Source organism: Citrobacter tructae (assembly GCF_004684345.1).
Taxonomy (GTDB): domain Bacteria; phylum Pseudomonadota; class Gammaproteobacteria; order Enterobacterales; family Enterobacteriaceae; genus Citrobacter; species Citrobacter tructae.
In genome coordinates, this window is record NZ_CP038469.1 from 961,716 (window position 1) to 974,728 (window position 13,013).

The window sequence follows — 13,013 nt, forward strand, 5'->3', positions numbered from 1 at the left end:
CCAGTCCCCCCCGGGCTGGCTTTTTCTCTTGAAGTAGACTCGGTCATAAGGAGTATGCCGTGCAGACGTTCACAGGTCGTTGTCTTTGCGGACAAAGTCATTTTACCGTTAACGTCGACATGCTTGATGTCTATGCTTGCCACTGCACGCTGTGCCAGAAGTGGTCTGGTGGCATCGCCATGTATCTGGAAGCCAGCGGTCATCCGCTGATGTCGCCAGAATCTACGGAACCTTCGCACTTTCCTTCGTCAACTCGTGGCGAACGTTTCTTCTGTTCCGGTTGCGGATGCCCACTGTGGTTTACACTGACAGACAACGAACGCTACTTTGTTCCGTGGACATTACTGGAGCTTAATGAAGTAGACCGCCGCCGCCTGATTTTAGCGGCAGAGATCTACACCGAAACACAGCCTGCGTTCTGGAGACTGACGGGGCAATACGCTCGACTGAGCGGAAAAGAAGTCGAAGAGATGGATTACCCCTGTCATTTAGCCCACTAGTTATGAACGTTTCACCTTTGCCAGACTGAACCACATTCCTACCGCCAAAATGATAAGCATGCTGCCCGCGCTGCTCAATGCTACGCTATGCGACCAGGTAAAGGCTTCTCTGGCGGCATTCAGCAACGCCTCACTGAGTGAGGGCGGGAGTGAGTGCGCTAATTGCGCCGCCTCGCCCATTGACGATGAGGCGCGCTCAAGCTCCTGCGGGTTAAGTCCTGCAGGCAGCAGAATCGACGCGGAAAAACTCCGGCTCAGCAGTAAACCAAAAATCGCGATCCCAAGCCCCGCACCCAGTTCATAGGCCATGGTTTCGATGGCCCCGGCAGCGGCGGCTTTTTCTGCTGGCGCAGCCGCCATGATGGCAGCCGTTGAGGCTAGCAGCGCGCTGGCGGCGCTGAACCCCAACAGGGCCATTAATATCCAGGCTTGTATCTGCTGGGTGCTAAAATCAGTCATCGCCAGCCCGTAGAAGCTGACGGCGCTAAGCGCCATGCCCGCCGTCGCCACGCAGCGTAATCCCAGACGTGACACCAACATCCCGGCAATCGGTCCGCTGAACCCGCTCGCCAGCATCACTGGTAGCATAAACAGACCCGCCTGATACGGCGTTAGCCCGTGCACAAACTGCAGCTCCTGGGCCATCAACAGTTCAAAACCAACCAGGGTTATCATTGCCGTCATCGCCATGACAACACCGCTTAAGATAATGCGATGGGTAAACAATCGCATATCGATCATCGGGCGCGATGCGGCAAGCTGGATGCGCACGAACTGCCCCAGTAAAAATGCGCCAACCAACAGCGTCAGTACAATCACGCCGGTTGCAATATGTCCTTTCAGCGCCGTTTTCGCGCTATACACAAGCAACAGAATGGCGACAATCAGCATAATAGCGTGACCAAAATTTAATGACTGATCGCGACGACCGGCCTGGCGCGGAACGTAGCGTGCAGTCAATACCATCACCACGAATACAATTGGCACATTAATTAAAAACACGGAACCCCAGTAAAAGTGTTCCAGCAGCATACCGCCAACCAACGGACCAAATGCCGCCCCGCCAGAACCCACCGCAGCCCAGACGCCAAGCGCCATATTACGGTGGCGTTGCTCAGCAAAGGTCGCGCGAATACCGGCAAGTGTAGCCGGGACGATCATTGCCGCACCAATTGCTAGCACAGCGCGGGTGGCGATCAGCCATCCGGCGGTGTGGGCAAAGGCGGCGGCCAGCGATGCCAGACCAAACAGGCCCCCACCCAACAGCAGCAGACGTTTAAAACCAATGCGATCGCCAAGTGCCCCCATCGGCAGCACCATCCCTGCCATCACCAGGGAATAAATATCAATGATCCACAGCAGCTCGTTGCCACTGGCGCCCAGCGTCATACTCAGTGTAGGCGCGGCAACGTGCAGCACCGTTGCATCAATCGCAACAGGGATGTAGACCAGCACAATAATCACTAACGTTAACCACTGACGAAACATAAAACTCCCGATAATACTGAAACTGGACACGCGTCCAACTTTAGCGATCCTACGGAAAATTGAACGTATGTCCAACTTTTTGTTAGACTGCTTTCAACACGGGTAGATGGGGTATATATGAGCTATTTGAATCGGGATGAACGTCGGGAAGTGATCCTGCAGGCAGCCATGCGCGTGGCGCTGGAAGAAGGATTTACCGCCATGACGGTGCGACGCATTGCAGCCGAAGCGAAAGTGGCAACCGGCCAACTCCATCACCATTTCACCTCCGCCGGTGAACTTAAATCTCAGGCATTTGTTCGTCTGATTCGCACCCTGCTGGATGCGGAACTGGTCGGAGAAGGTGCCACTTTCCGCGAGCGGCTTCATGCCATGCTCGGCAGTGAAGACGGCGGGTTTGAGCCGTACATTAAGCTCTGGCGAGAAGCGCAGATCCTGGCGGACAAAGATCCCGAAATCAAAAGCGCCTACCTGCTGACAATGCGCATGTGGCATGAAGAGACAACGGCAATCATTATTCGCGGCCAGCAAGCGGGTGAGTTTTTGTCTGAACCGGATGCCGCCGACGTCGCCTGGCGCTTAATCGGCCTGGTTTGCGGTCTTGACGGGATGTATGTGCTGGGGATTGCAGAAATGAGCGATCCGGCCTTTGCGCGGCATCTGGATCGTATGATTAGCCTCGAACTGTTTAGCTAAATTAATAGATGAATTAACAATACATCTTTTGTGGTTACAATTAGTAACACTTGAGCAACGTGTTATTTCCCCTATGCACCGCGCCCTGGCGCTTTTTTATCTATCCTTTCAATCAATATTCCTAAAACTTTTCAATAATTTCTAAAAGAGTCCATGCGGCTCTGTGTCTCTCTATTTCTTTTTTTCATGAACGACGTGCGCATGTGAGGATAATATGTCACCACAAAATGAGAAAAATAATCGTTATCTTTTAACTGACTGGAAACCGGAAAATGCGGCGTTTTGGGAAAATAAAGGCAAGCACATAGCCCGGAGAAATCTCTGGATATCAGTTAGTTGCCTCCTTCTTGCCTTCTGCGTCTGGATGTTATTTAGCGCAGTTGCGGTGAATTTAAATAAAATAGGGTTTAATTTCACCACCGACCAACTCTTTTTATTAACCGCATTACCTTCTCTTTCTGGGGCAATATTACGTGTCCCCTACTCCTTTATGGTACCTATATTTGGCGGTCGCCGCTGGACGGTTTTTAGCACCATAATTCTTGTCATCCCTTGCCTGTGGCTCGGGTTTGCCGTGCAAAACACATCTACTCCGTATGGCGTATTTATCGTTATTGCGCTGATGTGTGGTTTTGCCGGCGCCAATTTTGCCTCCAGCATGGGTAATATCAGCTTCTTCTTCCCAAAAGCCAAACAAGGCAGCGCGCTGGGTGTTAACGGCGGACTCGGTAATCTTGGTGTCAGCGTCATGCAATTGATCGCCCCGCTGGTGATTTTTCTGCCTATCTTTACCTTCCTGGGCGTACAGGGCGTGCCACAACCTGATGGCTCGTTACTGTCGCTGGCCAATGCAGCCTGGATTTGGGTGCCGTTGCTGCTGCTCTCAACCCTGGCGGCGGGAATCGGCATGAACGATATTGCCAGTTCAAAAGCCTCTATCGCCTCGCAATTGCCGGTGCTGAAGCGTTTTCACCTGTGGCTGTTAAGTCTGCTGTATCTCGCGACTTTCGGATCGTTTATCGGTTTTTCCGCCGGGTTTGCCATGCTGGCAAAAACCCAGTTCCCTGATGTGAATATTCTGCAACTGGCGTTCTTTGGGCCGTTTATCGGTGCACTGGCCCGCTCGGCGGGCGGCGTTATCTCGGACAAATTTGGAGGAGTGCGAGTGACGTTAATCAACTTCATCTTTATGGCGTTGTTTAGTGGTCTGCTGTTTCTCACATTGCCAGGTTCAGGTTCGGGAAGCTTCACCGCCTTCTACCTGGTGTTTATGGGACTGTTCCTGACCGCAGGTCTGGGCAGCGGATCAACCTTCCAGATGATTGCGGTGATCTTTCGCAAAATCACCATTTACCGCGTGAAGTTACATGGCGGCACAGAAGAACAGGCCCAGCGTGAGGCAGTCACTGATACCGCTGCCGCCCTCGGGTTTATCTCTGCTATCGGCGCGGTGGGTGGCTTCTTCATCCCCAAAGCGTTTGGTTCATCGCTGGCACTGACCGGTTCACCGGTGGGCGCAATGAAAATTTTCCTCGTGTTTTACATCGTCTGCGTGCTGGTGACCTGGCTGGTCTATGGCCGTAAATCACAAAAAAAATAATAACACCCCTGACACATAATGGAGCAGGAGAAATGTCATGAGTAAACTGTTGGATCGCTTTCGTTACTTTAAACAAAAGGGTGACACGTTTGCCGACGGACACGGGCAAGTGATGCACACTAACCGGGACTGGGAAGACAGCTATCGTCAGCGCTGGCAGTTCGATAAAATTGTGCGCTCGACACACGGTGTTAACTGTACCGGCTCATGTAGCTGGAAAATCTACGTAAAAAACGGTCTGGTTACCTGGGAAACCCAGCAAACGGACTATCCGCGCACCCGCCCGGATCTGCCCAATCATGAACCCCGCGGATGTCCGCGCGGTGCCAGCTACTCTTGGTATCTTTACAGTGCCAACCGCCTGAAATACCCCCTGGTGCGTAAACGTTTGATCGAACTGTGGCGCGACGCCCTCTCCCGCCAGCCCGACCCGGTACTGGCGTGGGAATCCATCATGAGCGATCCGCAAAAGTGCCAGAGCTACAAGCAGGTACGCGGACGTGGCGGGTTTATCCGTTCAAACTGGAAAGAGTTGAATCAACTGATCGCCGCCGCTAACGTCTGGACGGTGAAAACCTACGGCCCGGATCGTGTTGCCGGATTTTCACCCATCCCCGCCATGTCGATGGTCTCCTACGCGGCGGGGACGCGCTATCTCTCCCTGCTCGGCGGAACCTGCCTGAGTTTTTATGACTGGTATTGCGACTTACCGCCAGCCTCCCCAATGACCTGGGGCGAGCAGACCGATGTGCCGGAATCCGCCGACTGGTATAACTCCAGCTATATCATCGCCTGGGGTTCTAACGTCCCGCAGACCCGTACGCCGGATGCTCACTTCTTTACCGAAGTTCGCTACAAAGGCACCAAGACCATCGCCATTACGCCGGATTACTCGGAAGTTGCCAAACTGTGCGACCAGTGGCTGGCTCCGAAGCAAGGCACCGACAGTGCGCTGGCGATGGCCATGGGCCACGTTATCCTCAAAGAATTCCACCTTGATAAACCCAGCGACTACTTCCTCAATTATTGTCGCCGTTATACCGATATGCCGATGCTGGTGCTGCTGGATGCCCGTGAAGACGGTAGCTTCGTACCAGGACGGATGATGCGTGCCTCTGACCTCGTCGACGGGCTGGGAGAAAGCAATAATCCTGAATGGAAAACCGTGGCCTTTAATAGCGCCGGCGAACTAGTGGTACCGAATGGCTCTATCGGTTTTCGTTGGGGCGAGAAAGGCAAATGGAACCTCGAGTCACTGGCCGCTGGCGCGGAAACCGAACTGTCGCTCTCTTTGCTCGGCCAGCACGACGACGTTGCCGGGGTGGCGTTCCCCTATTTTGGCGGTAACGAAAACCCGCATTTCCGCAGCGTGAAGCAGGAGCCGGTGCTGGTGCGTAAGTTACCGGTTAAGTATCTTACCCTCGCGGAGGGTCGCCGTTGTCCGGTGGTCAGCGTTTACGATTTAGTACTGGCGAATTACGGTCTCGATCGTGGACTCGATGATGACCTCGCAGCCCGCGATTACAGCGAGATTAAAGCCTATACCCCGGCCTGGGGCGAGCAAATCACCGGTGTGCCTCGCCGTCATATCGAACAAATTGCCCGCGAGTTCGCGGATACCGCGCACAAAACCCATGGCCGCTCGATGATCATCCTCGGGGCGGGCGTCAACCACTGGTATCACATGGACATGAACTACCGAGGGATGATTAACATTCTGGTGTTCTGTGGTTGTGTCGGTCAAAGTGGTGGCGGTTGGGCGCACTATGTCGGGCAGGAAAAACTGCGTCCGCAGACCGGTTGGCTGCCGTTGGCCTTTGCCCTGGACTGGAACCGTCCACCGCGTCAAATGAACAGTACTTCATTTTTCTACAATCACTCCAGCCAGTGGCGTTATGAAAAAGTCACTGCCCAGGAACTGCTCTCTCCGCTGGCGGATGCGTCGAAATTCACCGGACATCTGATTGATTTCAACGTGCGTGCCGAGCGGATGGGCTGGCTACCTTCTGCCCCACAGCTCAACCTGAATCCGTTAACCGTCAAAGCCAAAGCGGAACAGGCGGGATTGTCTCCGGCGGATTACACCGCGCAGGCGCTAAAATCTGGTGATATCCGTTTTGCCTGTGAACAGCCGGACAGCGGCAGCAACCATCCGCGCAACCTCTTCGTCTGGCGCTCTAACCTGCTGGGTTCTTCCGGTAAAGGGCATGAATATATGCTCAAATATTTGCTGGGTACCGAAAGCGGCATTCAGGGCGAAGCGCTGGGTGCAAGCGACGGCATTAAACCTGAAGAAGTGGAATGGCAATCGGCGGCAATCGAAGGCAAGCTTGACCTGCTGGTGACGCTTGATTTCCGCATGTCCAGCACCTGCCTGTTCTCCGACATCGTGTTGCCTACCGCTACCTGGTATGAAAAAGATGACATGAATACCTCGGATATGCATCCGTTTATTCACCCGCTGTCGGCGGCGGTCGATCCCGCGTGGGAATCGAAGAGCGACTGGGAAATTTATAAGGGTATTGCCAAAGTCTTCTCCGAAGTCTGCGTGGGGCATCTGGGCCAGGAAACCGACGTGGTGTTGCAACCGCTCCAGCATGACTCCCCGGCAGAACTGTCGCAGCCGTTTGATATTCAGGACTGGCGCAAGGGTGAATGCGATCTCATTGCCGGTAAAACAGCCCCCCATATTGCCGTTGTGGAACGCGACTACCCCGCTACTTATGAGCGCTTCACCTCGCTCGGTCCGCTAATGGACAAACTGGGTAACGGGGGGAAAGGCATTTCCTGGAATACCCAGACGGAAGTCGATTTCCTCGGTAAGCTGAACTACACCAAACGCGAAGGCCCGGCAAAAGGCCGACCGCTGATCGACACCGCGCTGGACGCCTCTGAAGTAATCCTCGCACTGGCGCCAGAAACGAATGGTCAGGTGGCGGTGAAAGCCTGGCAAGCGCTGGGCGCAATGACCGGGCGTGACCATACGCATCTGGCACTCAACAAAGAAGACGAGAAGATCCGTTTTCGCGACATCCAGGCGCAACCGCGCAAAATCATCTCCAGCCCCACCTGGTCAGGTCTGGAAAGCGAGCATGTCTCTTATAACGCCGGCTATACCAACGTTCACGAACTGATCCCGTGGCGCACGCTGTCCGGTCGCCAGCAGTTGTATCAGGACCATGCGTGGATGCGTGCTTTTGGCGAGAGTCTGGTGGCCTATCGACCGCCTATCGACACCCGCAGCGTGAGTGAAATGCGCGAGGTCCCGCCGAACGGCTTCCCGGAAAAAGCGCTGAACTTCCTTACACCGCACCAGAAATGGGGCATTCACTCCACTTACAGTGAAAACCTGCTGATGCTGACGTTGTCGCGCGGGGGGCCGATTGTCTGGATCAGTGAAACCGATGCCAAAGAACTGGAGATTGAGGATAACGACTGGATAGAGGCCTTCAACGCCAACGGTGCGCTGACCGCCCGTGCGGTCGTCAGCCAGCGCGTGCCGCCAGGAATGACCATGATGTACCACGCACAGGAACGAATCATGAACATTCCCGGTTCTGAAGTCACCGGCATGCGCGGCGGTATTCACAACTCAGTGACCCGCGTATGTCCGAAACCGACCCACATGATTGGCGGCTATGCGCAACTGGCCTATAGCTTCAACTACTACGGCACCGTCGGCTCTAACCGCGATGAGTTCATCATGATTAGAAAAATGAAAAATATTGACTGGCTGGATGATGAAGGTCGCGATCAGGTACAGGAGGCGAAAAAATGAAGATACGCTCACAGGTAGGCATGGTTCTTAATCTGGATAAGTGCATCGGTTGCCACACCTGCTCCGTCACCTGTAAAAACGTCTGGACCGGACGTGAAGGGATGGAATACGCATGGTTTAACAACGTCGAGACCAAACCAGGGATTGGTTACCCAAAAAACTGGGAAGACCAGGAAGAGTGGCAAGGCGGCTGGATCCGCGACGTTAACGGAAAGATAAGACCGCGCCTGGGCGGCAAGATGGGCGTGATCACGAAAATCTTCGCTAACCCTGTGATCCCGCAAATCGATGATTACTACGAGCCGTTTACGTACGATTACCAGCATCTGCATAGCGCGCCGGAAGGCAAGCACCAGCCCACCGCCCGTCCGCGTTCGTTGATCGACGGCAAGCGGATGGACAAGATTATCTGGGGGCCAAACTGGGAGGAACTGCTGGGCGGCGAGTTTTCAAAACGCGCCCGCGACCGTAACTTCGAGAAGATGCAAAAGGAGATGTACGGCCAGTTTGAAAACACCTTCATGATGTATCTGCCACGCCTGTGCGAGCACTGCCTGAATCCCAGCTGTGTGGCAACCTGCCCGAGCGGAGCCATCTATAAGCGCGAAGAGGACGGTATCGTACTGATCGACCAGGACAAATGCCGTGGCTGGCGCTTGTGCATCAGTGGGTGTCCGTACAAAAAAATCTACTTCAACTGGAAGAGCGGCAAGTCAGAAAAATGCATTTTCTGCTACCCGCGCATTGAATCCGGCCAGCCGACGGTCTGTTCGGAAACCTGTGTCGGGCGCATACGTTATCTCGGCGTCCTGCTGTATGACGCAGACCGTATTGAAGAAGCCGCCAGCACCGAGCATGAAACCGATCTCTACGAGCGCCAGTGTGACGTATTCCTCAACCCGAACGATCCGGCGGTGATTGAAGAGGCGCTAAAACAGGGTATTCCCCACAACGTCATCGAAGCGGCCCAGCGTTCCCCGGTCTACAAAATGGCGATGGACTGGAAACTGGCGCTGCCACTGCATCCGGAGTATCGCACCCTGCCGATGGTCTGGTATGTGCCGCCATTGTCACCGATTCAGTCCGTCGCCGACGCGGGCGGTCTGCCGCACAATGGCAATATTCTCCCCGCCGTCGAGTCGTTGCGTATTCCGGTGCAGTACCTCGCCAATATGCTCAGCGCCGGAGACACCGGCCCGGTGCTACGTGCGCTGAAACGCATGATGGCAATGCGTCACTACATGCGCTCACAAACTGTCGAAGGCGTTACTGATACCCGAGCCATCGAAGAAGTCGGTTTGAGCGTTGAACAGGTCGAGGAAATGTATCGCTATCTGGCTATCGCTAACTATGAAGACCGCTTCGTGATCCCAACCAGCCACCGCGAAATGGCGGGCGACGCTTTCGGAGAACGCAACGGCTGCGGCTTTACCTTCGGCGACGGCTGCCACGGTTCCGACACCAAATTCAATTTGTTCAACAGCAGCCGCATTGACGCTATCGACATCACCGAAGTACGCGATAAAGCGGAGGGTGAATAATGCAAATCCTGAAGATTATCGGCCTGCTGATGGAGTACCCGGACGAGCTGCTCTGGGAGTGTAAAGACGACGCGCTGGCGCTAGTCGCCAGCGATGCGCCGATGCTGAGCGCATTCACTCACGAACTGTTAAATGCCCCGCTGCTGGATAAGCAAGCCGAATGGTGCGAAGTTTTTGACCGTGGTCGCGCCACCTCGCTGCTGCTGTTCGAACACGTTCATGCGGAATCACGCGATCGCGGCCAGGCGATGGTCGATCTGCTGGCGCAGTACGAAAAGGTCGGGCTGCAGCTCGACTGCCGTGAGCTGCCGGATCACCTGCCGCTGTATCTGGAGTATTTGAGCGTGCTGCCGGAGGCGGAGGCCAAAGAAGGATTGCAGAACGTCGCGCCGATACTGGCGCTGCTTGGTGGGCGTTTAAAGCAGCGTGGTACCCCGTGGTATCAACTGTTTGACGCCCTGCTCACGCTGGCGGGCAGCCCGCTATCAAGTGACAGCGTCACTAAACAAGTGGGTGCGGAACCACGTGATGATACTCGCCAGGCGCTGGACGCGGTCTGGGAAGAAGAACAGGTAAAGTTTATTGAGGATAACGCCACCGCCTGCGACAGCTCACCGTTACAAAGCTACCAACGGCGCTTTAGTCAGGACGTGGCGCCACAGTATGTTGATGTCAGCTCGGGAGGCCCGAAATGATACAGTACCTGAACGTCTTTTTTTACGACATCTACCCGTATCTGTGCGGTACGGTGTTTATCCTCGGCAGTTGGCTACGCTACGACTACGGCCAGTACACCTGGCGCGCTGCCTCCAGTCAGATGCTGGACAAACGCGGCATGGTATTGTGGTCAAACCTGTTCCATATCGGCATTTTGGGGATTTTCTTTGGCCATTTGTTTGGCATGTTAACCCCGCACTGGATGTACGCCTGGTTCCTGCCTATTGCGGTAAAACAGCAAATGGCGATGATTGCGGGCGGGATTTGTGGCGTACTGACGCTGGTCGGCGGCGCGGGTTTGCTGGTTCGTCGTCTGACCAACTCACGTATTCGCGCAACCTCTTCCACTGCAGATATCCTGATCCTGTGCGTATTGCTGATCCAGTGCATTCTCGGTCTGACCACCATACCGTTTTCGGCACAGCATCCGGACGGCAGTGAAATGCTGAAACTGGTCGGCTGGGCGCAGTCAGTCGTCACGTTCCAGGGCGGTGCGTCTGCGCATCTGGACGGTGTGGCGTTGATCTTCCGTGTGCACCTGGTGCTGGGAATGACCATCTTCCTGCTGTTCCCGTTCACCCGTCTGGTCCACGTGTGGAGCGCACCGGTCGAGTATTTCACCCGCCGCAACCAGATCGTCCGTTCCCGCCGTTAATTCTCTCTGATGCCCGGGGTGCTTATGCTTACCGGGCTACATCGCTATACTACTTTTTGTGCGTTATGATGCTTCTCCATTCCAGGGAGAACGCCAATGAAACCACAGGTTTACCACGTCGATGCCTTTACTTCAGAACCGTTTCGCGGCAATTCCGCAGGCGTTGTGCTGCATGCTGACGGGCTGAGTGACGCGCAGATGCAGCTGATTGCGCGTGAACTGCGTCATTCGGAAACTGCTTTTCTGCTGTCCAGCAACGACAGCGATGTACGTATTCGCTACTTCACCCCAACGGTCGAAGTGCCTATCTGTGGGCATGCCACCGTTGCCGCGCACTATGTTCGCGCTAGCGTGCTTGGACTGGGCAATGCCACCGTCTGGCAGACATCGTTGGCTGGGCGTCATCGCGTTGAAATTCATGCTGAAGGTGGTAACTATCGCATCAGCCTGGAACAGGGAAAGCCGAGTTTTGAACCGCCGCTGGAGGGGCCAACGCGTGCAGCAATCATCGCGGCCCTGCACCTGACCGAGGACGATATGCTGCCGGGACTGCCAATCCAGATTGCGTCCACCGGGCATTCGAAAGTGATGATCCCGCTGAAGCCAGAAGTCAATCTGGACGCCCTGTCCCCAGACCTGTCGGCATTAACCACGCTCAGCCAGCATATTGGCTGCAATGGTTTCTTCCCGTTCCAGATCCGCCCAGGAGAAAACGCCACTGATGGGCGAATGTTTTCACCGGCTATCGGCATTGTGGAGGATCCGGTCACCGGTAACGCCAACGGTCCAATGGGAGCATGGCTGGTGCACCACAACCTGATGAAGCATGACGGAAAAACGTTGCATGTTCAGGGGCATCAGGGCCGCGCGCTGGGACGCGACGGCATTGTTGATGTGGCGGTCACGATCTGCGATAACCAGCCGGAGAAAGTGACAATTTCCGGCGCAGCAGTAATCCTGTTTCACGCGGAATGGAAGATTGATTTTTAAATAAACGCGTTGCCGGATGTCGTGCTTGTATCGCCATCCGGCAAAAACACCCTATTTTCCCGCCTCCGGATGCGTATCAAACGCTGCCATTACCGTCGCCAGCTCAGCCTCGGTAAAGCCATGTTTGGCGTCATCAACCCCCAGACCAAAGCGGTCCTGCAACAGTACATACAGGCTCGCAACGTCTGGTAAGTTAATCTGTTCTACCGCATGGCCATCTTCATAGTGAGTAAAATGGAAGTTGGTCAGGGTCAGCTTACCGCCGTCCGGCAAATGACGGCACATCAGCAGGTGATGGCGAAAATGCGACTGCGGCCAATGCGCAGACCAGAAGTTACCCATCAGATGATCGCTCTGATGCTGGGTGACCAGATCGAAGTGGTACATCGATTGCCAGTGATCATGATGGTGAAACTGCAGGATCCAGTCCTCGTCCTGCTGAATCAGACGATATTCGCCGTGCGGCGTTTGCTGCTCAATGTCTGCCTGCAAACGAATCGGCGCGGTTAACGTTTGCCCGCCAAAACCGACGTCGGCAATCCACTTCTCTCCCTGCAATTCAACCAGTAACAGCCGATGCGTGCGCGGCGGCAGGCTGGATGGTTTCGCCAGCACCACCCGCCCGAGTAAACTGCGTACGGTAAAGCCAATCTCCCGCAGCGCGCGCTCAAAGACCCCGTTTTGTTCAAAGCAATAGCCGCCGCGACGCGCGGTCACCAGCTTATCTTCCAGCGACTGATCGTCGAGCTGCATCTCTCGAGGCAGCAGCACATCGAGATTTTCAAATGGAATAGCGCTGTTATGCAGCAAATGCAGCGCGTTTAAGGTTTCAATGTCGACTCTGACCGTATCTGACCAGCCAATACGGGAAAAATAAGCGGTTAAAAAAGGCGTCATGCGGGTCCTGTATGTGAGTTTCTGCACGTTGATGGCGACAGTATAGTGTCATTCACGACGAAGTAATTCATCGAGTCTGTCTTTTAGCTTATTGGGCCAATATTGCGTCTTATTTTAACAAGCAGGCTGTTTTGTGAGCGAATTCATTATT

Annotated in this window: 10 protein-coding genes; 8 read left to right on the plus strand and 2 right to left on the minus strand. The window is 54.7% G+C overall.

Going from position 1 to position 13,013, the window contains the following annotated elements:
• Positions 1-119: 119 nt before the first annotated feature.
• On the plus strand, positions 120-500 hold the full coding sequence (locus tag E4Z61_RS05160) for a GFA family protein (RefSeq protein ID WP_135321840.1): 381 nt from the start codon (positions 120-122) through the stop codon (positions 498-500).
• Here E4Z61_RS05160 and E4Z61_RS05165 read toward each other — a convergent pair whose 3' ends face one another.
• Entirely contained in the window at positions 501-1,988 is a 1,488-nt protein-coding gene (locus E4Z61_RS05165) for an MFS transporter (protein ID WP_135321841.1), read from the minus strand.
• Positions 1,989-2,105: 117 nt separating this feature from the next.
• On the opposite strand from E4Z61_RS05165, the gene E4Z61_RS05170 reads away from it, so the two are divergent.
• The 7 genes from E4Z61_RS05170 (at position 2,106) to E4Z61_RS05200 (ending at position 11,965) form a co-directional block, all read left to right on the plus strand.
• On the plus strand, positions 2,106-2,684 hold the full coding sequence (locus tag E4Z61_RS05170) for a TetR family transcriptional regulator (RefSeq protein ID WP_135321842.1): 579 nt from the start codon (positions 2,106-2,108) through the stop codon (positions 2,682-2,684).
• A 214-nt stretch (positions 2,685-2,898) separates the two neighbouring features.
• A complete protein-coding gene (locus E4Z61_RS05175) occupies positions 2,899-4,284 on the plus strand; it encodes a NarK family nitrate/nitrite MFS transporter (protein WP_135321843.1) in 1,386 nt (461 codons plus the stop codon).
• Positions 4,285-4,321: 37 nt separating this feature from the next.
• The gene (locus tag E4Z61_RS05180) at positions 4,322-8,062 is read left to right on the plus strand and encodes a nitrate reductase subunit alpha (RefSeq protein ID WP_135321844.1); all 3,741 of its coding nucleotides are present in this window, start codon (positions 4,322-4,324) and stop codon (positions 8,060-8,062) included.
• The gene (narH, locus tag E4Z61_RS05185) at positions 8,059-9,603 is read left to right on the plus strand and encodes a nitrate reductase subunit beta (RefSeq protein WP_135321845.1); all 1,545 of its coding nucleotides are present in this window, start codon (positions 8,059-8,061) and stop codon (positions 9,601-9,603) included. The genes E4Z61_RS05180 and narH overlap by 4 nt, the downstream gene beginning before the upstream one ends.
• Positions 9,603-10,298, plus strand: coding sequence for a nitrate reductase molybdenum cofactor assembly chaperone (gene narW, locus E4Z61_RS05190; RefSeq protein ID WP_135321846.1), 696 nt, complete (start codon positions 9,603-9,605; stop codon positions 10,296-10,298). The genes narH and narW overlap by 1 nt, the downstream gene beginning before the upstream one ends.
• Positions 10,295-10,975, plus strand: coding sequence for a respiratory nitrate reductase subunit gamma (gene narI / locus E4Z61_RS05195; protein ID WP_135321847.1), 681 nt, complete (start codon positions 10,295-10,297; stop codon positions 10,973-10,975). Before narW ends, narI begins: the two co-directional genes overlap by 4 nt.
• Positions 10,976-11,071: 96 nt before the next feature.
• Entirely contained in the window at positions 11,072-11,965 is an 894-nt protein-coding gene (locus tag E4Z61_RS05200; protein WP_135321848.1) for a PhzF family isomerase, read from the plus strand.
• Between the two features lie 51 nt (positions 11,966-12,016).
• On the opposite strand, the gene nhoA is transcribed toward E4Z61_RS05200, so the two are convergent.
• On the minus strand, positions 12,017-12,862 hold the full coding sequence (nhoA, locus tag E4Z61_RS05205; protein WP_135321849.1) for an N-hydroxyarylamine O-acetyltransferase: 846 nt from the start codon (positions 12,860-12,862) through the stop codon (positions 12,017-12,019).
• Positions 12,863-13,013 lie beyond the last annotated feature (151 nt).